Origin of the sequence: Vibrio rotiferianus (assembly GCF_002214395.1) — a bacterium.
Classification (GTDB): Bacteria; Pseudomonadota; Gammaproteobacteria; order Enterobacterales; family Vibrionaceae; genus Vibrio; species Vibrio rotiferianus.
On the sequence record NZ_CP018311.1, the window covers coordinates 718,884 to 743,799 of the forward strand.

General features: G+C 43.2%; 15 protein-coding genes. 4 read left to right on the forward strand and 11 right to left on the reverse strand.

The window, feature by feature from the left end; genetic code table 11:
- The first annotated feature begins 222 nt into the window (after positions 1–222).
- A complete protein-coding gene (gene sstT, locus BSZ04_RS03425) occupies positions 223–1,440 on the forward strand; it encodes a serine/threonine transporter SstT (protein WP_010450605.1) in 1,218 nt (405 codons plus the stop codon).
- A gap of 62 nt (positions 1,441–1,502) precedes the next feature.
- On the opposite strand, the gene pdxY is transcribed toward sstT, so the two are convergent.
- The 6 genes from pdxY to BSZ04_RS03455 all read right to left on the reverse strand — a co-directional run bounded on the left by pdxY (position 1,503) and on the right by BSZ04_RS03455 (position 9,280).
- Positions 1,503–2,369, reverse strand: a complete 867-nt coding sequence (gene pdxY, locus BSZ04_RS03430) for a pyridoxal kinase PdxY (protein ID WP_088879535.1) — start codon at positions 2,367–2,369, stop codon at positions 1,503–1,505.
- Between the two features lie 100 nt (positions 2,370–2,469).
- Entirely contained in the window at positions 2,470–2,658 is a 189-nt protein-coding gene (locus BSZ04_RS03435) for an AbrB/MazE/SpoVT family DNA-binding domain-containing protein (protein WP_045390668.1), read from the reverse strand.
- Between the two features lie 124 nt (positions 2,659–2,782).
- Positions 2,783–4,093 carry a putrescine-ornithine antiporter gene (gene potE / locus BSZ04_RS03440; RefSeq protein ID WP_010450598.1) on the reverse strand — a complete coding sequence of 437 codons (1,311 nt, stop codon included), beginning with the start codon at positions 4,091–4,093 and terminating at the stop codon, positions 2,783–2,785.
- A gap of 64 nt (positions 4,094–4,157) precedes the next feature.
- Positions 4,158–6,338 (reverse strand): ornithine decarboxylase SpeF, encoded by a 2,181-nt coding sequence (gene speF / locus BSZ04_RS03445; RefSeq protein ID WP_010450596.1) that lies wholly within the window; start codon positions 6,336–6,338, stop codon positions 4,158–4,160.
- Positions 6,339–6,749: 411 nt separating this feature from the next.
- Positions 6,750–7,196, reverse strand: coding sequence for a helix-turn-helix domain-containing protein (locus BSZ04_RS03450; RefSeq protein ID WP_010450595.1), 447 nt, complete (start codon positions 7,194–7,196; stop codon positions 6,750–6,752).
- An 887-nt stretch (positions 7,197–8,083) separates the two neighbouring features.
- The gene (locus tag BSZ04_RS03455; RefSeq protein WP_088879536.1) at positions 8,084–9,280 is read right to left on the reverse strand and encodes a tetratricopeptide repeat protein; all 1,197 of its coding nucleotides are present in this window, start codon (positions 9,278–9,280) and stop codon (positions 8,084–8,086) included.
- 469 nt (positions 9,281–9,749) lie between these two features.
- On the opposite strand from BSZ04_RS03455, the gene pulA reads away from it, so the two are divergent.
- Positions 9,750–13,739 (forward strand): pullulanase-type alpha-1,6-glucosidase, encoded by a 3,990-nt coding sequence (gene pulA, locus BSZ04_RS03460; protein WP_088879537.1) that lies wholly within the window; start codon positions 9,750–9,752, stop codon positions 13,737–13,739.
- 123 nt (positions 13,740–13,862) lie between these two features.
- Here the strand turns inward: pulA and BSZ04_RS03465 are convergent, their stop codons facing one another.
- The 5 genes from BSZ04_RS03465 to BSZ04_RS03485 all read right to left on the reverse strand — a co-directional run bounded on the left by BSZ04_RS03465 (position 13,863) and on the right by BSZ04_RS03485 (position 20,467).
- Positions 13,863–15,482 (reverse strand): endonuclease, encoded by a 1,620-nt coding sequence (locus BSZ04_RS03465; protein WP_088879538.1) that lies wholly within the window; start codon positions 15,480–15,482, stop codon positions 13,863–13,865.
- 262 nt (positions 15,483–15,744) lie between these two features.
- Complete coding sequence (locus BSZ04_RS03470; protein ID WP_088879539.1) at positions 15,745–17,367, reverse strand: alpha-amylase family glycosyl hydrolase; 1,623 nt, start codon at positions 17,365–17,367, stop codon at positions 15,745–15,747.
- A gap of 90 nt (positions 17,368–17,457) precedes the next feature.
- A complete protein-coding gene (locus tag BSZ04_RS03475) occupies positions 17,458–17,964 on the reverse strand; it encodes a hypothetical protein (protein WP_010450585.1) in 507 nt (168 codons plus the stop codon).
- 315 nt (positions 17,965–18,279) lie between these two features.
- Entirely contained in the window at positions 18,280–19,089 is an 810-nt protein-coding gene (locus BSZ04_RS03480; RefSeq protein WP_088879540.1) for a MalM family protein, read from the reverse strand.
- A 100-nt stretch (positions 19,090–19,189) separates the two neighbouring features.
- Positions 19,190–20,467, reverse strand: a complete 1,278-nt coding sequence (locus BSZ04_RS03485; protein ID WP_088879541.1) for a maltoporin — start codon at positions 20,465–20,467, stop codon at positions 19,190–19,192.
- Positions 20,468–20,909: 442 nt separating this feature from the next.
- On the opposite strand from BSZ04_RS03485, the gene glgX reads away from it, so the two are divergent.
- Together glgX and BSZ04_RS03495 are read left to right on the forward strand one after the other, a co-directional pair.
- Positions 20,910–22,865: a glycogen debranching protein GlgX gene (gene glgX / locus BSZ04_RS03490; RefSeq protein WP_088879542.1), complete on the forward strand. Its 1,956-nt coding sequence runs from the start codon at positions 20,910–20,912 to the stop codon at positions 22,863–22,865.
- A gap of 238 nt (positions 22,866–23,103) precedes the next feature.
- Positions 23,104–24,825, forward strand: a complete 1,722-nt coding sequence (locus BSZ04_RS03495; RefSeq protein ID WP_088879543.1) for a sensor domain-containing diguanylate cyclase — start codon at positions 23,104–23,106, stop codon at positions 24,823–24,825.
- The last annotated feature ends 91 nt before the right edge of the window (positions 24,826–24,916 follow it).

Consider the following 24,916-nt stretch of genomic DNA (forward strand, 5'->3'; position numbering starts at 1 on the left):
CTAACGCCTCCTTTTTTTATAACTTTATAAAATCACACCTTTCATAACAGACAACACTTTACAACATTTAACATCAATTAAATCAACATTGAGCAAACATTTAAACTAAAAACAAACTAAAACTAGACACAAAATATTACCAAGCTAAGATATGTGATATTCAGCAAGAAAATGGCTGGATTTATAAAAACAGGATAAGTAATCAAATTGCAGGAATGATGTATGCAACACAACAGTCTCGTTGCCCGATACGCTCGCGGTAACCTCGTTCTCCAAATCCTCGTCGGTATTGTTCTCGGTACGTTGCTCGCAACGATTGCCCCTGAGCACGCTGAAAGCGCAGGATTACTCGGTAGCCTATTCGTAGGCGCTTTAAAAGCAATCGCTCCAGTTTTGGTGTTTATTTTGGTTGCCGCTTCAATTGCGAACCAAAAGAAAAACCAGCACACTTACATGCGCCCAATTGTGGTTCTATACCTGATGGGTACGTTCTTCGCAGCACTGACCGCCGTGGTTCTGAGCTTCCTTTTCCCTACCAATCTAACTCTGGTAACCGGTGCTGAAGGTGCAATGCCACCTCAAGGCATTGCTGAAGTATTGCGAACGTTACTCTTCAAACTGGTTGATAACCCAGTAAATGCACTAGTAGAAGCAAACTACATTGGTATCCTTGCATGGGGTGTCGGTCTTGGTCTTGCACTACACCACGCGTCAGCGACAACTAAAGCAGTATTCGAAGATCTAAGCCACAGCGTTTCTCACATTGTTCGCTTCATTATTCGTCTTGCTCCATTTGGTATCTTTGGCCTAGTGGCTTCTACCTTTGCTACGACAGGCTTTGGTGCACTTGCAGGTTATGCTCACCTTCTTGCTGTATTACTCGGCGCAATGATGGTCATCGCTCTAGTTGTTAACCCAGCGATTGTTTTTGTAAAGACAAAGCAGAATCCTTACCCACTGGTGTTCCAATGTCTACGTGAAAGTGGTGTAACCGCATTCTTTACTCGCTCAAGTGCTGCAAACATCCCAGTTAACATGGCGCTTTGTGAGAAGCTGAAACTAGACGAAGACACATACTCTGTCTCAATTCCTCTTGGCGCGACCATCAATATGGCTGGTGCTGCAATTACCATCACTACTTTAACCCTAGCTGCCGTTCACACTATGGGCATTGAAGTAGACCTAATGACTGCAGTACTGCTAAGCATCGTGGCTGCTGTATCAGCTTGTGGTGCATCTGGTGTTGCCGGTGGTTCTCTACTTCTTATTCCTCTTGCGTGTGGTCTGTTTGGTATCTCAAACGACGTAGCAATGCAGGTTGTAGCAGTTGGCTTCATCATCGGTGTGATTCAAGACTCGGCTGAGACTGCACTAAACAGCTCAACGGACGTTATTTTCACAGCAGCAGTTTGCAAAGCAGAACAGCAAAAAGCGCAATAGTACTCGCATACAAAATGTAAAAAGGGAGCCAATTGGCCCCCTTTTTTTATTTAAACTCAAAGCTACTTACTTGATGCAACTTCTTCTAATGGGAAATGCTCGCTAGGCTCAACAAACTCTTGTTGTGCCGCGATGATTTGCAGCTCCCACTCACCGGCTTGGTGAGTCGTATTCAATACGCCATAGCAAGCATCATGACAATGCTGGAACGCTTGTTTTGGTGTCCAGCCTTTTAACAAGCCTGCGGTAAAGATCGCTGAAATCAAATCACCAACACCTACTGGTGCTTTTTCAAATTCAAATTGAGGACGCTTAGCAAGGAAAGTACCTTCCTGCGTAGCCAATAACATATTGAAGCTCGTATCGGACAGACAGTACAGGTGTTTCACCAATACCACTTTGGGACCTTTTGCTAATGCGCGCTGACAAGCTTCAATCGCATCATCCAAGGTATGGATTTCCATCTCTGCAAATTGAGACAGTTCAAACTGGTTAGGGACTATCACATCAGCCATTGGCATTAGACGAGTCAATAAATGATCTGCGATACCCGGAGCAACAATACAGCCTTTGTCAGGAGCGCCCATTACCGGATCACACACATACAGAGCTTCTGGGTTAGCTTGTTTCACTTTAGCGACCGTTTCAGCAACGGCAAGACACTGCTCTGCGCTGCCTTGATAGCCCGTAAGCACTGCCTGGCATTTGTCCAGGGCGCCTATATTGCTAAGGCCACGAACCAACTCGTTGATGTCATCAGCAGAAAACGCACGACCCGTCCAACCTTCTTGATATTGGGTGTGGTTAGAAAATTGAACAGTGTGAATAGGCCACACTTCGAAACCCATGCGTTGCATTGGGAAAACAGCACTGCTGTTACCAGCATGGCCAAAAGAAACATGCGATTGTATAGAGAGGATACCTTGCATAGTACCAGACCTCTTCTTGTAATTATCAATAGTTCAAAGACAGCGGCAAGCGCCAATTTACGAAACCAGTAGTGTATCCGACAAACCTCAATTCTCTCACTCAATTCTCATCGTCTTGGTTTGAATCGGTTGGAGAGTTGGTTTTCAGTACCATTTTCTTAATTTCCATTTTGTCTTTATTGAGCGCAATTTCGAGGGTGTCCCCTTCCCTTATCCCGAGTTCACTCAGGATCACGCTTGGAATGACTACGACGGTATCGTCACCGATTTTAACAGGTTGGCTAATCATCTTTCGTCCTCCAAATGTCAAAAATGAGTTTTCACGTTATGAATGGCGAGTAATCAGGTGGTCTCCCTAAAAATAAAACAAAAGAGCCTTCCACACCGCGTATGGGAAGGCTCGATTGAAAAGCTTAGTTAGCTAAAGGTTCGTGTTTCGATGCAATCAAACCGTAAGCGCTCCAACCTAGGAAGGTTACAATAGAGCCCCACATCATTGCGTCATAGCCAGAACCGTACAGTGCGTAGAAGCTGTATACTGAACCGATCAGAGCGATAATGTTTGTCGTCTTCATTTCACGCTCAGGCACATGAGCCACTTGCTGCATAATGAAGATTGCGCCCATACATAGGATGTAAGGAACAACGTTAGTTACCACCGCTAGGTTAACCAGCGCTTCAAATTGCTCGTTCAATGTTGGTGAGATGGTCATCAAAGACAATGCAGATTGAATCACAGTGATCGCTACCATACCTTTGATAGGCGTACCGCGTTTATCAACTTCTGAGAACAGTTTAGGGAAGAAGCCTGCATCTGAAGAAGATTTGAATACTGAAGCGATAGTGAACTGCCAACCTAGTAGTGAACCTGCACAAGCAAGTACTGCCATGCCCGCAACCACTTTACCAGCAGTAGAACCTAGCATCACTGTCCATACCGTTGAGAATGGCGCTGTTGATGCTGCTAGTTCAGAGTTCGCTACAATACCAGAACAGATGTTAGTCGAAACAATGTAAACCACAGCCGCAATTAATGTACCGCCCAATACTGCAATCGGTACGTTCTTTTCTGGGTTATCTACTGCTTCTGAGTTAGCACACGCTGATTCTAGACCTAGGAACGCCCAAAGAGTCATCGCGATAGATGCACTTACCGCTTCACCAAATGGTAGGTGATGTGGGTTCCATGCTTCAACGTACATTGTTGGGCTAAAGTAGAACCAACCAACAATACCCAAAGAACAAACCGGAAGGATAACGCCCCACACAGTGAACGAACCAATTTGACCCGTGATCTTTGCACCACCAAAGTTAGCAAAGGTACAAATCCAAAGGATAGCGATGGTATACAAACACGTTTCAACTGGTGATAACGTCACTTCAAAGAAAGCAGAGCCATAACCGACACAGGTAATCGCGATCGCAATATTGGCAATCAGTAGTGACAAACCATAGGTCCAGCCGGTCATAAATGCACCCGATTTACCAAACGCATAAGAGGCATAACCGTTCATACCGCCTTCACGCTTACTAAAGCGACCACATTTTGCAAATACATACGCCAAAGCTAGTGAGCCTGCCGCAGTGATCAGCCAAGATAGAATCGAGATCGTGCCCACTTGCGCCAACTTACTTGGCAACATGATGATGCCCGAACCCGCCATGTTAATGAATGTCAAAATGGTTAACTGCACCACCGACATTTTTTTAGTTTCAGTACTCATAAATTATTCTCCACGAATAAACGGTTCGCACCAGAGCCTGATGGCTCGGTGCGAACGGGGTAGATTAATCTTTTAGGACGTAACAGTGTGCAGTAGTGCGACCATTGACATCTTCTAGGTAAACACCTTGAATTTCAGGAGCGAAGCCTGGGAAGCGGTTGATGCCCTCTTCAAGTGATAGGAAGTAATCCACAACTTGTTGAGTCCAAACCTCACCTGGGATAACACATAGGATGCCTGGAGGGTAAGGAAGCGCACCTTCTGATGCGACGCGGCCGCTTGCTTCTTTCAGTGATACATAGTCACACTCACCACGGAAGTATTTACGGGTTGCAACATCTGGTTTGTGAACCATTGTTGGGAAGTATTCGCTACGGAACATCGCTTTTTGTAGCTCTTTAACGTTCAGCTCTTTGTACATGTCGTGCATTTCTTGACATAGCTGACGGATGGTGTAGCCGCGGTAACGTTCTTTGTTCGCTTCGAACACGCGTGGCAGTACAATGCTTAATGGCGCGTCATCACGGATGAATTTTTCGAAGCGGTTGATCTGTGCCACTAGGTGACGGATCTTACCCATATCCTCTGCTGGAGTTAGAAGGAACAAGATAGAGTTCAAGTCACACTTCTCAGGGATGATGCCGTTTTCACGTAGGAAGTTAGCCAACAACGTTGCAGGAATACCGAAGTCTGCATAACCACCATCTTCAGCAATACCTTCTGTCGTTAACAGCAGTTTACATGGGTCAACGAAGTACTGACCTTCACCGTAGCCTTCAAATTTGTGCCATTTTGCGTTTGGTTCAAACATGAAGAACTCTTTGTTAGATGCGATTTCTTCAGTGTCGTAGCTGCCCCATGGCTTACCATTAATTTCAGCTGGTACGAATGGGCGGATCAGTTCACAACTCTTAAGGATTTCTTTACGCGCTTCGATACCTGTCTTCACAGCATCACGCCATAAACGTAAACCTGCTTCGCCGTCGTGGATCTTCGCGTTCACATCCAGTGCAGAGAACAGTGCATAGAATGGTGATGTTGATGCATGCATCATAAACGCGTTGTTGAAGCGTTTGTGGTTACAGTAACGAGCCTGTCCTTTGATGTGCGCATCTTTTTTATGGATTTGCGAAGTTTGAGAGAAGCCAGCTTGTTGTTTGTGAACAGACTGAGTTACAAGTACACCTGCGTCTTCCGGCTTCAGATCCAGTAACAGTGGTGAACAGTCTTTCATCATTGGAATAAATTGCTCGTAACCAACCCAAGCAGAGTCAAACAAGATGTAGTCACAAAGATGACCGATCTTATCCATCACGTAACGTGCGTTGTAGATAGTACCGTCGTAAGTACCAAGCTGGATGATAGCTAGACGGAATGGACGTTCATCACGAGCACGCTCTGGTGATACTTTCGCGATTTGAGCTCGGATGTATTCTTCATCAAAACAGTGTTCGTCCATACCACCGATAAAGCCCCAAGGGTTACGCGCTGTTTCTAGGTAAACTGGCGTACCACCTGCTTGGATTAACGCACCATGGTGGTTTGATTTATGGTTGTTACGGTCAAACATCACCAAGTCGCCCTCGGTCACCAACGCGTTACATACCACTTTATTTGACGCTGAAGTACCGTTTAGTACGAAGTAGGTTTTATCTGAGTTGAAGACTTTCGCTGCGTGTGCTTGAGCTTGGTGCGCAGAGCCTTCGTGGATAAGCAAGTCACCTAAATCAACGTCGGCGTTACATAAGTCACTACGGAACAGGTTTTCACCGAAGAAATCATAGAACTGTTTACCAGCTGGGTGTTTCTTGAAGAACTGGCCGCCTTGGTGCCCAGGACAGTCAAACGCAGAGTTACCCATATCTACGTAGTGAGTTAATTGTTTGAAGAATGGAGGAAGCAAACGACTTTCATATTTAGTCACCGCTTCATTGATTTGACGACAGTAGTACTCGATTGATTGTCTTTCTAAATCAATCACACCTGTCAACCAAACATAATCTTCTGCTGAAACTGGAGTTTCATCAATAACTAGGAATACAGGAATGCCATAGCCAGTTTCAGAAATTGCTTTATGTAGACCAGCTTTAATATCTGTAGAGGTAATAATAGCTGCGCCAACATCTGTTAATTCAACATGATCTAATGGTTGTAGGGATCTATTGTAGGTTTCATCCAGAGATTCAGACAATAAACTAAAATCTTCTGGCATGTAATTACTAACACCAATTACTAAACGATTCATTTGGAATATCTCTTATTTGTTCTTTAAAAACGACAGGTACAGATATTACAAAGGAAATTAATATTTAAAATTCAAAAAACAAATTTCGTGACTATATGTTCATTATTAAAAGACTTATTTTATCGAAATTAAATTTCGAGACTTTAATCACTTTTAAACCACGAGGCTGATGATATTAGATTTGGTTATTATTGAAACTAATCATTAAAATTGTGTGATTTAGACTGCTATTATTGAAAAACAAATATTAGGAAAATAAAATTTTGCGATTTCAATCACTATATATGACTTGGCGTTGTAATATTAGTGATTATCAACAGATGTAATTTAACTAAATTTAAACACATAACAAAAAAGCCATCAACACAAATGCTGATGGCTTTTTACTTTGAATGGTAGGTTAATACAAAATCAATTAAATAAATGGCTATCGAGTTTTACTCCACCATTTGACCATTGCTGGTAGCGCTTAACAGCTATGCCCGATGAATACATCGTATGTTTACAGTCCATACACTCAACGAAGTAAAGCCCACTCATACCTGCCATCACATGTAGCCTTCGGCTATCACAACGCTTACAGGACAAACGTTGCACCTTAGAGTTCACATCAACTCTACGTGCAAAGTTCAGCGTTTCATGCGTGCACAGAGCCTCTACGGCGCTGTCTTTGAAGGGGTGTTCACTCAGCAAATGGTTAATCGCATAATCGTAAACAGGGGGAATCGAAGATTTGCCACTCTCTATATTGGTTATCTTAGCAACGGAAACACCCAACAAAGACGCAAACTCCACTTTGCTGTATTCCAAGATAAACCTTGATGAGATGAACTTATCTGCACTAATGATTCTCAACATACACAAATCTCTACTAAAGTATATCTAGGAGGCTAAAGCAACCTCCGACTCTATACTAAAAATGTTAAATAAAATCACTTCCTAAATCTTTTAGAACTGCGTTCTATATTATAATTCGCTAGAGACCATACTAAAGGCATGAGCTTTCAATATAAGTCAGAATATAAAGCTTGCTTTTACTAATACAAAAATTAATAGCTGCTATTAGTTAAACTAATTTGTATCCATTGAAGTTATTAATTTGTCATTTACTGAGCAAACTTACTTTTTATTTTTAGCGAACCTGATTTGAGCTATATTAGGTTGAAGAAACAAGGGGGGAATTCCCTCTATACAAGAAAAACATTTACAAAGCAGATCATGTTTCCATTTTATGTTGAAATAAGAACAGAAAGTGTACGCTATTAAATATCCACTCATTAACAAAAAATAATATTTCTACATTTTTAGGATAAAAATTTTAAAGACAAAAGTAGCTATAAATTAACACTAGTGTAAGAAATACTTTAATATGCAACTACTCTAACCGTGTATCACTATCGTGACTTCAAGATGCAGAGTTCAACGTGCTGTCATTGATTCGAATTTAAGGACAACAACACAGTGTAATAGCGGGCACTCTCCAAGCTGTTTAACACAGCGATTCTTTAAAAAAGAACGCGGGTCTGTAACACGCTCCCGAAGGAAAAGCTGTCTTGGTTCGTATACTCCAATTCTTGATTTAGACTCACTAGACCTTTCAGTCACCGCTCGCCTACAAACCAAATCATTCTCACTGAACCTAGCATTTCGACGTAACTTGGGTATAGCAACAGATATAAAAAAGCCCAAGCAACGGCTGTTACTTGGGCTATCACTAAGAAACTCAAAAATTAAGGGTTATTGACCTAGTGCGGCTTCTGAGGAGACAAGAAGTTCTGAGTGAAATCTAATGCCTCTTTTGACAGTGTCGTTTCAGGAGAACTGCCACTCACATTCGCACCATCAAGTTGCTCTGCGCTCTGTGGTTCAAAAGTAGCATCACTCTGGATGACACCTTCCATTTCTTCATCATTTCCGGGCACTAACAAGTCTTCTTCATTTGGAAAATATGGTTCACGGCTATATACCTTATTCAGCGCACGTATAATCGAGTGCTTCTTAACAGCTCCAGAACTCAGCTTCCTTTGCAGCGGCTTTGCGATGGCTTGCAGTCCAACAACAACATCAACACCAATGTTAGCCGCAACCTTGTCTCGCAGAACTTTAGCAGGCTCATAACCAAAGCTAGCCGATAAGAATAGCCAAACATAGGCTATCGCATTCCCCGTTTTTCCGTTGTCTTTCCAAGCCTCACCTGCATGATACATGGCTTCTGCATTACCGCTTTCTGCAGCCCTTTCTAACCAATAGCACGCTTTTTGATGATTTTGCTCTACTCCCGTGCCATATAAATAGCACAATCCTACTTGCACTTTACCTTCAGGACTTTCTTCTTCTGCTGCTCGCATGTACCAGTAGAGAGCATCAGCTTCATTTCGAGCAAGGTTATCAGGAGACTTTTGCCAATCCCCCATATAAAGTATCGCCGGAATACACTTCTCCTCGGCGGCTTCTTGTATTAGCTGCAATCCTTTAGGAATGTTTTTTTCCGTACCACGCCCAAAAATCAACGCTTTTCCTGTCGCAAACTTAGCTTCAACATCACCCTCAACACCAGCAATTGCGATGCGCCAAAAGTTGGCTTGCTCTTTCAGAATGACATCTTCACGCATTCGTTCACTTAAGCGAACTACGCCGTACATCCCAGTAACATTGTCTAGCTTTGCCGCTTTGTCATACCAGTAATAAGCCTTCCTGACGTTTCCTCTCTCTGCCTCTTTCGCTAAAAACAGGATTGTCGGAATATGACCCGTTTCTGCTTTAAATTCCCGTTCTTTGATTTCTTGTTCGCGTGCCTTTTGCATCGCTCGGCGATAAGCAGCTTCGCGAGCTTTCTTTTCAAGCTCTATGCGCTTTTTCCGCATCGACAGCGATATCATCCAGACAAAAATCAGAATAAGAGAAAGGCCAGTTGCACCAATAGCAATCCCCATGCTACTCATAGTTAGCCTCTTTTATATATCGGCTTAAACATACCCCAACAGGGCGCTTAAAATATCTCTTTATTATATAACGACCGTTTGATCAAAATCTGAAGTTTGAGACAGTAAGGGGACTGCTATCACTACGTAATTTGTAAATCTTTTTTCTACTTACAAATTAAGCGCTAAAAATTTATAGATCTCAATCACACTAATGGGGCTGAGTGATTCTCCTCCTTTATCATCCCCCCGCTCTACTCCTCACTTAATTTATATATAGGCTTTGAGTCGCATCTCTCATTATGTGTTGAGTTTAGTACTTAATTTGTGATCCAAACTCATACTGTGACTAAATTTTAACTTGCAAATAACTTAGCTGCCTGTATTCACATTTTGCTGATGCATCAGTGTATTAGCATTTACGTGCACATTTCCTCTAGAGCATCTTGCTCTGCCTACTTTCAGATTTTATAACAATGGATATGTAAACGTGGACAACAAAACATTCAAACTATCTACCGTTGCCAAAACCGTTCTACCGCTTCTGTCAATTGCGGTACTTAGCGGCTGTGGCAGCGACAGTACAAACGATGACAACACCAACCCAGGTAACTCTGGCTTATACCCTGCTGGAGAAAATGAAGTCGTTGTTTACTACAAACGAGACACCGCAGCAGCGTCTAGTGCAAGTGACTACGAAGGCTGGGGATTACACCTATGGAATGGCGAAGGCTGTACCAGCACCGACCTCGATGCGATGGGAATTGGCTCAGGCGGTACAGATTGGAGTGCTCCTCGCCCATTTGATGGTATCAGCGACACCTATGGTGCTTACTATGTACTTAAAGTAAACCCTGATGCGTCTGATCCGCATGAGTGTATGAACTTTATTCTTCACAATGGTGATGACAAAGCATTCGGTAGTGCCAACTCTAAAGTTGAGTTAACGAAAATTGGCGAGTCAAAAGGACTATTTGGCTTCCATGGTAGTAGCGAACTTTATTACGAACCAATTGAAGAGCGTCCAGTCGATATCGACGGCCAGAAAGCACATTGGTTAGACGCGGAAACCATCGCTTGGGAAGCAGCCGAAAACGCTGATTCAATCAAGCTGTTCTACAGCTTGAGCAATGATATCAAGATGGGTGAAGACAAAACGATTACTGGCGGCACTGCAGTTGAACTCACTAAGGTTGGTGAACTATCGGATGAGCTTAAATCTCGTTTCCGTCATCTTGCTGGCTTAAAAGCTGCGGGTATCAGTGTGGATGCAGATATCCTCCACAAAATCCTAAAATCACAAATCGTGATGGTTGCTTACAATGCAAATGGTGATGTCACTTCGGCAACTGAAGTGCAAAAACCAGGGGTTCTTGATGCAGTATTTGCTGACGCTGAAGCCGGTAACGCAATCGGGCAAGAGCTAGGTGCAATTGTTGAAGGAACGGCGGCGACATTCAAACTTTGGGCACCAACCGCTCAAGAAGTAGAACTGGTCCTTTATGATGGAAACCTAAACGAACAAGCGACAGTCGCTATGACAGAAGACCCTGAAACGGGTATCTGGGCTTCTGAGGCACAAAGCAATGTAGTAAATCAGTACTACCGCTACCAAGTGAAGGTCTACCACCCAACAACAGGTAAAATTGAAACTCGCCTAGTAACAGACCCTTACTCTTTGAGCTTATCTGAAAACTCTTTGTACTCTCAAGTTGTTGATCTCGATGACTCTAGCCTAAAACCTGCAGGTTGGGATAACTATGATCGACCAACTGTGAAGAAAGACGAAGACCACGTACTGTACGAATCACACCTGCGCGATTTCAGCTTCAATGATAGTAAAGGTACAGCAAGCCTGAACGGCAAATACCTTGCCTTAACAGAAGCAGATCGTGAATCAGTATCTCACCTACAAGCACTAAAAGACGCAGGTCTAACTACGCTGCATATCCTTCCTGCTTTTGACATCGCAACCGTAGATGAAAATGCAGAAAACCGTGTTGATATTACAGATACGGTAGGAAAACTCTGTGGTGTGAAACCGGAAGCGGCTGTTTGTGGTACAGAAGACAACGGCAAAGTGATCGAAGATCTGCTTAACAGCTACGATCCTTCGACAGGCGCAGCACAAGCTCTGATGAACGATCTACGCATGTTAGATAGCTTCAACTGGGGCTACGACCCATTCCACTACACTGTGCCTGAAGGCAGTTACGCAACCGATCCAAACGGTTCTAAGCGTATTCTTGAGTTCCGTGAAATGGTTCAAGCTACACACAAAATGGATCTAAAACTTATCATGGACGTGGTTTACAACCACACTAATGCATCTGGCGTAAATGATAAGTCTGTACTCGATAAGATCGTCCCTGGATACTACCACCGCCTAAACGTAAACACTGGTGGTGTTGAAAACTCTACTTGTTGTGACAACACAGCAACTGAGAACTTGATGATGGGTAAACTGATGGTTGACTCATTATTGATTTGGGCAGACGACTACAAAGTTGACGGCTTCCGATTCGACTTAATGGGCCACCAGCCAAAAGATGTGATGGTTTATGCACTGAAGAAAGTTCGTGAAATCGATCCTAACACCCTATTCTACGGTGAAGGTTGGGACTTTGGTGAAGTAGCAAACAACGCACGCTTCGACCAAGCAACCCAAATCAACATGGCAGGCACTGAGATTGGTACATTCTCTGACCGTCTACGCGATGCGGTTCGCGGTGGCAGCCCATTCGATGGTGGTGTAGATTCGGAAGGCAAACATCCTCTTCGTTTCAACCAAGGCTTTGGTAACGCAGCTTATCCAAACGAAGAAACTAAGACTGATGCAGATGCTGTTAATGGTCGTCTACATAACCAAGATCTCGTTCGTCTCGGCATGGCTGGTAACCTAGCAGAATACGTACTTCTAGATTACAAAGGCGAGACAAAACTTGGTAAAAACGTAGACTACAATGGTGCTCCTGCGGGCTACACTAAGATGCCTTCTGAGAATATCTCATACGTTTCTAAGCATGATAACCAAACCCTATGGGACAACAACGCTTATAAAATCGCGACAGGTACAAGCTCTGCTGAGCGAGCTCGTATGCAGTCTGTATCGCTATCCACAGTGATGTTAGGACAAGGTATTCCATTCATCCACATGGGTTCTGAGTTGCTTCGTTCTAAATCAATGCAGCGTGACTCTTACGATTCTGGTGATTGGTTCAACCGTGTTTTCTTCGACGGAAGCGATAACAACTGGAACGTTGGCCTACCTCGTGAAGACAAAGACGGCGCGAACTGGGAACTGATCAAGAAGATCATCGACGATGCAAGTGCAATGCCTGATAAAGATGATATCGAGCTAACTAAGCAACAATTCCTGGAACTACTGAAAATCCGTAGTACAAGCGAACTGTTCCGCTTAGATACCGCTCAAGACGTGATGAACCGTGTAGACTTCCGCAATGTTGGTGACAACCAAGTTGAAGGTCTGATCGTTATGTCGATTGATGACGGCACATCTGCTGGTGCAGATTTGGATCCTAACTACGATGCAATCGTAGCGGTAGTTAACTCGACATCTACAGCTCAATCCTTCACTGTTAAAGGCGCTGCGGGCTTCGAACTGCATGAAGTTCAGAAAAACTCGGCAGATGACATCGTGAAAAGCGCGAGCTTCTCTGGTGAGACATTCACAGTACCAGCACTAACCACAGCTGTATTTGTTCAACCACAAGCTGGTGCGCAAGGTGCTGGCCTACCAGTAAATACTGACAACAAAGACGTATCAAGCATTCCTCCTTATGGAGAAACTGCGGTTTACGTTAAAGGTACAATGAACGGTTGGTCTGATAACAGTGACTGGGCAATGACCTTTATCGGTAACGGTATGTACTCAGTAACGGGTGTACTAGAAGCAGGTGAGCACGAGTTTAAGTTTGCTGACGCAGGTTGGTCAAATCCAAACATTGGCTGTGACGCTGCAGATCAAGCAAGTGGCTCATTGAACCTAGGTACAGAAGGCAACTGTAAGTTGTCTGTTGCAGAAACAGGTAAATACAGCTTCACCCTGAACGCTCTACACGTTCAAGATCAAAGTGTTGAAAAGCCTGTTGTATCAGTAACCAAGTCTGCTGATGCACCAACATTTGGTGAAACTGCGCTTTACCTTCGCGGTGATGTTACAGACGCTAGCTGGGCAGCAGTTGAAACAGCCAAGTTTAGCTACGTTGCAAATGATGTTTACTCTCTAGATATCACTCTAACTGCAGGTAAGTTCGACATGAAGATTGCAAGCTCTGACTGGGCGGCAGAAACGAACTTCGGCGGCCAAGGGGCGATTGAGTTTGGCACACCTCTAACAATGGAAGCGGGTAGTGCGAGCGGCAACATCAGCATCACGCTACCTGAAGATGGAAGCTACAACTTCCACTTCAATGCAGCAGACAAAGCAGCTCCAATCGTAACTGTAACGAAGAACTAATACAGTAGGCGCAATCATGTGCTAGTTTGGGGAGGTTAATACCTCCCCTTTTTTGTTCTCTAAAAAAGCCGCCAAGCTAATCTGTTTAACTTAAGCGGCTTTCGTGTTCTTAATGGTTGAGGGTTAATTGCCCCAAATCATCTCAACAAACTCAGGGTGATCGATAAACGGATTGCGGTTTCCTTGAAACTCAAATACTTGTTGGTTACGACTCAGTTCTTTTGCACTAACAGGATCATTCTTATGCCAACGCTTAAGCATGCTTAGCATCCACGGTTCAAATACTGTCGTGCTGTTACCATTGAGAACCGCATCAGAGCTACTGGAGTTCGCCTCCCAGTTACCAATAACGTTTTCATAGCGTGTTGCCATGTAGAAATACGCACGCGCAAAGTCTCCTTTAAATTCGTCTATCGGCTCAAATACTGTACCTGAGTAGCCCAAAGACGCGCTCGCCGAACCTAATTTTGAGCCATTACTAGAAATGTAAGTGCTGCTACCAACCTCACCAAATGGCCAATTACTACGCTTCGCATTAACATAGCCATCCGTTGCAAACAGGTGGTGGCCATCAGAGTTCATCGGCTCTACCTTGCCACCAAACCAGCTTTTCGGGAATGAGTGTTCTCGGTTGTAGCAATCTCCCTCTTTACTGTATTGACCACATTGGTCTGTGACTTTAGTGAAACTAACCGTGTCATTGCCTAGCGGCTTTTCCGAATACATATCAAGAATCGAACCATCTTTTTCATAATAGTTATCCAGATCCGCATCTTTCACCAAGGTCCAAATCGCCGAGTAACCTCGCCCCGTGTGGTTATTGATGATATTGAACAGTGCTGTTTTCAATGCAAAGCCAGTTTTGCCCTCTGCCGCTTTGTAATATTCCCCAACCACGGGTGGCGTGGTTGTCTCACCAAGGGTGAAATTGGTGGTTTGCGATTGAGTAAACTCACCACCTGATGCTAGCGTTTCTTGACCTAACATCAAGACGTATGAGCCGTTACCGCTACTACAGCAAATACCATCACCATAGCTATCATTGATGGTAAATTGATAATCGCCATCCGCTAGGCACATGGTTTTTTCATAGGTTTTAGAGGAATCGAAACCTTGACCAAAGAACAGTACTTTTGATTGGTTGTCCTTCAGTTCCCAGCTAGTCTCTGAGCCATAACTGTCAGTCGTTAAAGTCAATAGGATTTCATTGTCGTTGCAACTTTCAACTGGAGGCTGAGTACCACCACTATCTTGGTTCGGTAGAAAGTTATCAATGAACACCACTTCTGAGCCATCAAAGCCCGATTCATCATAGAACCTTAGACCGACATTAATGGTTTTATTTGATGATGCGGTATAACTGTGTGTTAACTGCTGCCATTGATTAGTTTGGTTGGGGTTCGTGTAACCATGGTATCCATCGACGATCAGACGCGCTTTAACATTACCTTCAGTGTGATAAACAGAAACTGAAAATGGGTAAGTTTTTCCTTGCTCCACATTAATGGTTTGCAAAAAATCGGTGTTACTTTGTGTCCCCGTATTCACGACCACTTGTGCGGCTAAACCACCAGACTGAACTTGATTACTGGTAGGAGATACTGCAATACCAGAATCAATCACCGTCCACTGGGTTGGCGTATTGCCACTCCACTGTTCGAAGTCACCGTTAATGACATCACTGTAGGCAAATGGAGAGCAAAGCAAAGGTAGAATAAAGAGGGGTTTCGCTATGGATTTCATTATAATTTTCCATTAGTTATATAAATCCACGAAAAGATAAACATAATGGTTACGTATAAATAAGCGTCAAATCACAATTTTACGTTGCATGAATGTGAATATTCTCATTCTCGTGCAGAACATCTCACAAACTGCGTACTGTTTATGACGAAAGATAACAACAATTGTTCGATATAAAACAGAAGGATAACGGAGTAAAAAAGCCAAGTGAGTGCCTATGGGGGTCAGCAGCTGCACTTGGCTTTGGATCGAGAAGTTGATTTTATTTAGCGCTTGGCGTCACCTTAAAGAAGCGTCCCTGTAAAGAAGACATTGGGATCAGGTATTGCCCATTGCTTGGTGTGATTTGTTGGTTTGTCATTAAATCTATCAGCGCTTGATTGCTGCCGACTTGTGACTCTGTTAGCACAATATTGCGCGCGCTCTCAAGCGTATTGAGTGCAAACAATACTTGGTCATCACCAGACTTTTTCAAATCCACATAACTGCCATTGCTCGCGACCAAGTTAGTACGAGAGCCTTGGTATAAAGCAGGGTGAGCAGCACGCTTATTCATCAATGACTTCACGTAGTTTTTCAAATCAACTTGATTAGCGTCTAAGGTTGCCGTTATTCCTTCAATCTTTGCGCTGCTGCGAGCAACATGGTCATCACACACACCTCTAATAGCACAGGTGTTGTTGTCTTCTTTTGCGGCAAAGCCATCAACTTGGTCACCAATTTCATCACCGTAGTAAAGAGTGATTGGCCCGGTATAAGCGGCTTGGAAAGCAAAAGCTGCTTTATGGCGTAGCCAGTATTCCGCATCATTCACATCAGCCAAGCCGCCTCGTTGCAACAAATCACCAAAGCGAACTAAATCGTGATTACCAATCATCAAGTTTGGCTGAGCATGAGCTGGGTACTGATTGTGGGTTTGATAGCCATTGTCTAGCCAATCAACACCTCGCCCACCAACACCACTCTCGTTCACTGCAAGTGTTTCCAAGATACGATAGCGCATTGGGAAGTCAAACGCTGAGCATAATGCGGGGTCATCGGCAGAACCGTACGCCTCACTCGCAATATCAGACTCGCCCTTCCAGACTTCTGCCACCATATAGCCTAATGGGTTCACTTGTTTGCCATCAGCATTGGTATAAGTGACATTTTGTGAGGCCTCATCCACTGCTTTACGAATTTTCGTCCAAGCATTTGTTGGTACTTGATACGCTTGATCCAAACGCCAACCATCAATTTTCAGCTCTTTCACCCAATAGGTAGCAACTTCTTTATAAAAATCTAAGCTTGCAGGGTAATCGACTGGGTTGCTCGCACCTGAAGGTAGTAAACCCGATGGCGATGGTTTGATTAACCCATTTTTATGGTGACCAAACACACCATCAAAGAAGACATACAAGCCACGCTTGTGAGCTTCATTAACTAACGTTCGCGCGGTTTCCAAATCGCCAAAACGGGGATCAATTTTGAAATAGTCTGTCGCGAAATATCCTGTAGCATCCAAACGATCCGCCCAATGATCTTGGCCATCAATGGCTTCAGACTCAAAAATTGGTGTTAGCCAAATCGCGTTTATGCCTAAGTCTTGTATATAGTCGAGTGAATCAATAATACCTTGCAAGTCGCCATTGTGATGGCTGGTCCCATAACCCGTGCCGTGGCCAATACTCGAGTCTCCATCAACAAAGCTTTCAACCATGATCTGATACATGCGAAGTTGATTACTTTGTTCCTTGATGCTCGTTTGACAGGCATAGCTCGTATCAGGCAATGGAGTATTATTGTTATCATCTCCACCGGAAGAATTACAAGCTGATAGTGCTCCAACCACACTTAATGCCAACAACGTTTTATATAACGATGCCTTATAGCGGATATTATTCATAAAACTCTCCCAAAATAAAATAAACCCCTGCACGTATTCCATGCAGGGGTTAATAAATAAAGAATAACTTTTAAATAACTAAATGGAATATTATTGGCACTTATTTACCATCACATGAAGAGGCTTGCCTTTACCTTCAAACTGAAGGCTCCATACATATTTACCATCTTCTTTTATTTCAACAACAGTATCTGTTCCGTAGCCACCAAATGTTAGTGGAGTTAACTCGCCTACATTCATGCGATTGCCTTTTGCAGTAAACTGAGGGAACCACAACTCTGTCGCATACTGCATTTTGTAAGAACCTACTTTTTCTTCGGTTACTACCTGATAAAAGTTGTTTCCTTTATAAGAGTACTGGCGCTGAGGTACATGTTTCCAATCTGAATCAGCAAATGTGCCTACTACAAATAATGGTTTTGAGATCGGTCCTTTTACTGCACTATCAGGGTTATCACAAGCCGCCATGAACGCCACAACTTCGTCTTGTGACATATTTACAATAGACTCAGCAGCAGCTTCTGGTTCAGAGGTTGATTGGCAACCCACAAGGGCAACAAGTAAAGCAGCAGCAAGCGAAGACTTCATCATGTTCATTTTCACGTTAATTCCTTTTTAATAATAGAAAGTAAATAACCGACAAATAAGATTGTGATATATATTAAATATCCCACTTAAATATAAAGAGCGATATTCTGTAAGTTACTTAGGCAATTTACTTTGATGGTTTCAATTATTTCCTAATCAACGTAAGTTAAGGTTAGGAACATTATTTAATTATTGATCCATAAAATATAAAAAACAAAGTAAAACAAATAATTTTGTGAATAAGTTAACTATATGTAGGGGTGTATTTTCATTGAATAAAATACTATAAAAAAGGCCAGCATAATGCTGACCTTTTTTATTCAATTATTTGGTATTCACTGCTTTAACAAACACTTCTTGCGCACCTTCAATACCTAGCTCTTTTGCTTCATCAAGTAGTGTGAGAGCTTTCGGAATATCGTTTGCTGCTACTGCCGCTTTGATTGACTTATGGTAGTAACTTGTTAAATCCGTACCTTGAGGAATATTGTCGTTTTTCGCAACAATCTTAGTATTTACGATGTCATTCGCAGATACTGAAAAGCGGAATTGACCAAGTGGGCTGTGTTTCGCTTGCGGATCAGCAATGTCAGGCGGCTGAGTATGTCGCGCCATAGCGAAAGCTTTTGCAGGATGCAGAACCTGAGTACTGCCTTTCAGGTCAGATGAGGTAGTGTAGATCAATACATGCAGCTCATCACCTGTCATGTCTGGAATTACATTAAGATCAAGTACAAACTTATCATCATCGAGTAGTTTTGCTGGTTCATACTTAAACTGTGAGAAATCTGCTTGGTAGATAGTTTCGCCACGGGAGTTTATTACTGCAACGTTTGGCGCGTAAAACTGCAATTCTTTGCTTACGAACGTCTCAAGTTTAATATCAAGACTGCCGCGGTTACCAGGAAGTGCAAATGCTGCGATTGCGCCAGCACTTTCTCCATTTAGAAGCATCTGGCTTTTATCAGTCAAAGCAAACTCAGTAACTAAAGGTACTTCAACGGGAATCCATTGAATATCACTCGATTGAGTAATCACCTGTTGTTGACCGCTTGGACTCATTTCTACTTGCTCGATAGTAGAACAGCCTGTAGCCAACATTCCCAGTATTACGGGAGCAAGCCATTTTTTCATTACCGTTAACCTCAACTCTTCTTGTTTTTAAAATAAATACAGCCAGAGAAATTCTGGCTGTATCATTCTAGGACAATTTAGGACTTAAATGGTCAGATGATTACCACCAAGCTTCAGCTTGTACACCGAATTGGAAAGTATCGTCTGCGTTACCGTTGTCAAACTTCTTAGAGCTGTTGTCATCGTCAGCTGTTAGGTAAGAAGCGTATAGACGGATTTCAGGACGAGCCCAGAAGCTAGAACCAGCAGACCAAGCTTGCGCTACAGTGAATTTACCGTAAGTGCTTTCGAAACCATCGTTATCATCCATAGCGTAACCCGCTTCGAAGATAGTTTTGTGGTTGTCGTCCCACTTGTACATTGGGCGAACTACAGCAGAAGCAGTCTTCCACTTGTCTTGGCCGCCCCACATTTCTTCACCTACACCGTATACTAACTGGTGACCCATTTCCCAGCTTTCGCCCATGCTGATAACACCCCAGTTAATGAAGCGGTAACCAGATGCGCCATCTTTTGCTTCAGCACCGTACCAGCTGCCGTCGCCGTAGAATGCCATTGTCTTAGAGTAGCCTTCTGTACCGTATTGGAATACAGTTTTGTTAAAGCCAGAATCTAGACCTTGAGTCAACTCAGCAGTGAACATTACACCGTCTTTAGCATCTTTAGTGCTGTTTGGAGCAGCATCAGTCTCGTTAACTAGAGCGTAGTTTAGACCTAGTTCTAGAGAAGCGTTATCCCATACTTGTAGGCCAGCGTAACGTGCATCAAGAGTGTTCACGTTTGCCGCTTTACCATCGTTACCTGGGTCTGCGATATCGCTACGGTCGTTACGAATCCATGCTAGAGATAGTTTACCTGGGCCTGCTTCGATGTTCTCGATACCAGCACCTGCACCAGAGATGTTCCAGTAGTAGAAGTCAGAGATATGGATGTCGTGACGTTGGTAGTAACGTTTACCAGCCCAAAGTGTTGCTTCTGGAGCGAAGTTCAGAACACCTTTCGCTTGAACGTTAAACTGACGAAGAGCAAATTGTGCGTCATCTGTACAGCTTACAGCATCGCCTGCGTCGTTTAGACCACAGTTAGAAGATGTGCTTTCCCAGTCGTTCGAACCGTTAGAAGTCATTGCGAACATAGAGTCTACGTAGAACGTTTTACCGTTGTTGTTGTAAACTTCTTTACCTAGTTGAACTTCACCGTAAACATCGCCTTCGTTACCTAGACGACCTACTTTGTTCTTTTCAAATGTAACCTGTTGGCCACCGTCAGCACTTACACCAACGCCAGCACGCATGTAACCATGGAAATCCACCGCGAAAGCAGAACCAGCAGCTAAAGTTGCAGCTACAGCAGCAGCAATTGCACTTACTTTTTTCATTCTTAACTCCATTAAGGGTATTTATAATTCTGTCTTCCCTGCTCTCTCTCTTGGTGTTATAGGCAGTAAAAACCACCAAAAGAAAAAGAGGTAAGATGGGAACAAGTCCCCGTTTGTTTCAACAGTCTTAAGGTTACCCAAGGCGTACAAGGATGACTTCCTCCACCCCAAACTAATTTAGGGGGGATGAGAAGGGATGAGAGAAATTACCGAATGGTGTTTTTTCGAGTCAGATCACCAATCTAGGGAGGAATTAGTAAGTTTATTCTGTTTTACGTCACTACAAAGTGATATCCATTTCATATTTTTGCAAAATATGGGTAGTAGAAAGTAATTAAATTACATTTATATTTTTGTCGTTGAGGTGGTTGACCTTAGTAAGACAAAGTTTTTTACTTATAGTTTCTTAAAGGTAGCAATAAAATTAAAAAAAGATTCCCTAATGACAAAATTTCACTCTCGCCCGTACCCACTTGGCGCAACTTTGAATACTGCAGGTTGTAACTTTTCAATTCACGCGCCAAACAGCAAAGACATCAAGCTCGCTTTGTTTTCTAGTGAGAGCGAATACACTTTGCACGATCTACCCAATGAATACGCTGGTATTCGCCATACCTTTATCCCAGGCATCAAGCTCGGGCAAAAATATGGGTACGTCGTAACGCATAAAGACCAACCTTTGTTAATTTCCGACCCTTACGCAAAATCCATTGATAAAGCTCTCCACTATCAACCTCCCTTCTCTCCAGCCAAAAGTTTTGATATGCCTAAGTGTGTGGTTATTGAAGATGAGTTTGACTGGCAAGACACGGAACACCCACGCATTCCCAGAGAAGAGATGACGCTATTCGAAACACACGTAAAGGGATTAACGAAGCAACATCCTGAAGTGAAAATCGAAGATCGAGGTCGTTATTTAGGGTTAGTGTCTCCAGAAATGCTAGCCTTCTACAAGCAGCAGAATATCAACACTCTGCAATTGTTGCCGATTGCGGCCTGTATGCATGAGCCACATCTGTTAAAGATGGATAAGGTGAACTACTGGGGTTATAACCCATACTTGTTTATGGTGCCGGATCCGCGCTATGCAGAAAAAGATGCCGTAACGGAATTGAAAACCACCATACGAGAACTGCATAGGCACGGCATTGAAGTAATTTTAGACGTGGTTTACAACCACACCGCTGAAGGAGGCGAAGGCTCCACTGTCTTCAACCTAAAAGCACTCGATCCTCGCTTTTATATTAAACATGGCCAGCACTTCGCAAACTATACAGGCTGTGGCAACACGGTAGATCTAACATATCAGCCAGCATTAAATCTTGTCATGGATACTCTGCGCTACTGGGTGAGCGAGTTTAAAGTCGACGGTTTCCGCTTTGACTTGGCAGCCACACTTGGTCGCCAAGGTGATGACTACAACCCTGAAGCCGCTTTCTTTAAATCCGTAGCGCAGGATCCAATATTGCGTGAAACCAAGCTGATTGCAGAGCCTTGGGATATCGGCCCTAACGGATACCAAGTCGGTAATTTTCCATTTGGTTGGAACGAATGTAACGACAAACTGCGCGACATCTCACGCAGCTTTTGGCGAGGAGATCAGGGCTACCTGAAGGAATTCGCAACGCGCTTAATGGGCTCTCGTGACATCTACAGTGCAGCAAACTGGCCTTATAAACTCACAGTCAACTACATCACGTATCACGACGGCTTCACCTTGCAAGATCTTGTGTCTTACAAACAGAAGCACAACGAAGCCAATGGCGAAGAGAACCGCGACGGCCACGGTGACAACCGCTCAGAGAATTACGGTGTCGAAGGCGAAACTGACAGCCTAATGATCATTGCTACGCGTGAAAAACAAAAGCGCAATTTAATGGCAAGTTTACTCTTTGCATTTGGAATTCCGCATATCCTGACTGCAGACGTACTCTCACATACACAAGGTGGTAATAACAACGCCTATTGCCAAGATAATGAAACCAGTTGGCTAGATTGGACGTCATCGGAACGTAAACAACACTTCAAGACGTGGATGTCACAAATGGTCGCCAACCGAAACCAATATATGGTGCCTTTCATTCGTGCGTTCAGTGGTGAGAATCGCAATAACAACCGCATCTTTTGGCGCCGCATTGATGGCACCTTGATGGAGCATGACGATTGGAACCGATTGAGTTCAGTTGCTTTACATTTGGGAATTGGCAAAGATGGAGAAGAGCTTGTTTACCTGATCAACCAAACCAATGTCCCTGCTCGCTTTAAACTTCCAAATGACCGAGATCAGGAATGGGTAACGATTTGTGATACTAACGTTCGTAACCTAAATCCTGGACATGCTGAAGGTGAAGTACTCTTGTCTCCAACCTCTATGGCTATTCTTCATTTTCAGCCATAATACTCAACATCATGATACTACTTACGCGCCCAGACTCAGATCTGGGCGCTTTTCTAACGCATTCTCAGATATAGAGTTTTCTTTCTGTTATTAAACACACCATACGCATTGTTATGAACATGAAATAAGTCTACTATTGGCAGCCAAATCACATTATAAACCAACGTTATTTGGCATGGCTTTTCCTAAACTATTAATACGCATACTACGGCCCTACTTGGTCATTCTCGCGGGCTTAATGATCTATTTAGCTCATTCGCAGTTTGTTGACTCTGAAACAATGGTTTATCGTCAGTCTCAGACAAACCTGATTACTGCTGATAGGCTTATCCGCTCACAAATTGAAGCTACCTTCAGTAAATTCTATCTATTAGAAAGAGCATTGCGGGCTAACAATAACAACTTACAGAGCGACGATTTTCTAGCATTAAGTGATGGCATCCTCGATTACTCTCCTCAATACTCAAACATCTTATTCACTAAAAGTGACGGAGAGGTAGCTTACGACTTATCCAACCAAGTAGCCCTAGCAGATACCTCTCATATCAATTGGCACAAACTCGATACCATCAGTGACAATTTCTATATTTCTTCTTTATATCCCAATCTAAAACAGGAATGGGTATTTGCAGTTAAACATGTTCTGCCAAATTCTAACGCCCAGTTATGGATAGAATTCAATCTCCTGCACTCTACCCAACAGTTAAGAGGTTTGAAGACATTAAGCAAGGGCTATGTCTTTGTGGTAGATAGAGACACAGGGCGCCTTGTATTTCACCCAAACCCTAGCCGTATTGGCGATAAATCCATTAGCTTTCACGGCGGTATACATGAGAAAGTTGCTAGCGGTCTTCTATTTGGCAAGCACGAGTATTACTACCAAGATCACTTCAAGGTTTCAGTTTTTGATGCTGACAATTCGTTAAACTGGGTGTTTGTTGCTGGCACAGATCGAGCCGATATCTTAAGCAGTAGTTACCAGTTTACTCTCACTGCCGCCGTGATAGCATCCCTGTTAGCACTTGCTATCATTATTAATTACCTCACATACCAACTGCATTTATCACTAGCTAAACTAAACAGTGCTAAGAATATTGGTGAGTTCAAGGCCCGACTTAAAAGCGTTCTTCACCGCTTCTGTTTTGATCGAGGCATACAGTTCTGCGTTTACGATAGTATTAATCACGGCTTTTATACCCTTGATTACCACGGCAATAAGAAACTCACCCTATCTGATGCCAAACTAGCGGCAAGCTTTTCTCAGTCATCAATATCCTATCGAAGTAAAAAGTACTCGGATGTTTTGGCTCAGAAACTCAAAGTTCATGGAAACCACTATTGCATTCCATTATTTGATGGTCAGGAGTTACTGGCTGTCACTTATGTCTGCTGTCGCTTTCCGACTTACAAATGTATTCTCAACTTAATCCAAAACTATGCACAAATCGCGTTAGCAAACCTAAAGTTACATGACCGTTTACGTCATCAAGATCCAATGACACAGCTAGAAAACAAAGCGTGTCTGGCAACAAAAGTTGCTCGAGAACTTGGCAGTGAGAACCGCTTCATTGCGATGATCGATATTGATAACTTCAAGTACATCAATGATAAGTATGGTCATCCCGTTGGTGACTTAGTGATTCAAAAAACAGCCGAAGTAATGCGGGACAGTTTCCCTAAGCCAAAGGGAATTTGCTTAGCGCGCTATGGCGGTGAAGAGTTTGCAGTTGTATTCCAAGCCAATGATGAATTTGATGCTAAGCACCAGCTTGATGGTTTCCTGACAGCATTGCAACGGAGCCATTTATCCCTTGGCTGCGGTGATGTCCGATTTACGGCAAGCGTCGGATTTACACCATTAGAAACTAGCTACCATCATGTGGTGGAGCAAGCTGACAAAGCACTTTATCAAGCAAAAAGATTGGGCAAGAATCGCGTCTGCCACCTAAAAGCAGCATAGCGCATTTCTTACGAATAACGACAAAGCCAGAGCAAACATCGCTCTGGCTTTTTTATTTTTATTACAGTTAGTTAAGTAAAAAACCTGACAC

What these genes read in the sequence shown, in the direction of transcription:
- BSZ04_RS03485 (WP_088879541.1), bottom strand. Translation starts at nt 20,467, where the DNA reads ATGAAAAAAGTAAGTGCAATTGCTGCTGCTGTAGCTGCAACTTTAGCT.
- BSZ04_RS03480 (WP_088879540.1), bottom strand. Translation starts at nt 19,089, where the DNA reads ATGAAAAAATGGCTTGCTCCCGTAATACTGGGAATGTTGGCTACAGGC.
- glgX (WP_088879542.1), top strand. Translation starts at nt 20,910, where the DNA reads ATGACAAAATTTCACTCTCGCCCGTACCCACTTGGCGCAACTTTGAAT.
- potE (WP_010450598.1), bottom strand. Translation starts at nt 4,093, where the DNA reads ATGAGTACTGAAACTAAAAAAATGTCGGTGGTGCAGTTAACCATTTTG.
- BSZ04_RS03475 (WP_010450585.1), bottom strand. Translation starts at nt 17,964, where the DNA reads ATGAACATGATGAAGTCTTCGCTTGCTGCTGCTTTACTTGTTGCCCTT.
- BSZ04_RS03450 (WP_010450595.1), bottom strand. Translation starts at nt 7,196, where the DNA reads ATGTTGAGAATCATTAGTGCAGATAAGTTCATCTCATCAAGGTTTATC.
- sstT (WP_010450605.1), top strand. Translation starts at nt 223, where the DNA reads ATGCAACACAACAGTCTCGTTGCCCGATACGCTCGCGGTAACCTCGTT.
- speF (WP_010450596.1), bottom strand. Translation starts at nt 6,338, where the DNA reads ATGAATCGTTTAGTAATTGGTGTTAGTAATTACATGCCAGAAGATTTT.
- BSZ04_RS03435 (WP_045390668.1), bottom strand. Translation starts at nt 2,658, where the DNA reads ATGATTAGCCAACCTGTTAAAATCGGTGACGATACCGTCGTAGTCATT.
- BSZ04_RS03495 (WP_088879543.1), top strand. Translation starts at nt 23,104, where the DNA reads ATGATCTATTTAGCTCATTCGCAGTTTGTTGACTCTGAAACAATGGTT.
- BSZ04_RS03455 (WP_088879536.1), bottom strand. Translation starts at nt 9,280, where the DNA reads ATGAGTAGCATGGGGATTGCTATTGGTGCAACTGGCCTTTCTCTTATT.
- BSZ04_RS03465 (WP_088879538.1), bottom strand. Translation starts at nt 15,482, where the DNA reads ATGAAATCCATAGCGAAACCCCTCTTTATTCTACCTTTGCTTTGCTCT.
- pdxY (WP_088879535.1), bottom strand. Translation starts at nt 2,369, where the DNA reads ATGCAAGGTATCCTCTCTATACAATCGCATGTTTCTTTTGGCCATGCT.
- BSZ04_RS03470 (WP_088879539.1), bottom strand. Translation starts at nt 17,367, where the DNA reads ATGAATAATATCCGCTATAAGGCATCGTTATATAAAACGTTGTTGGCA.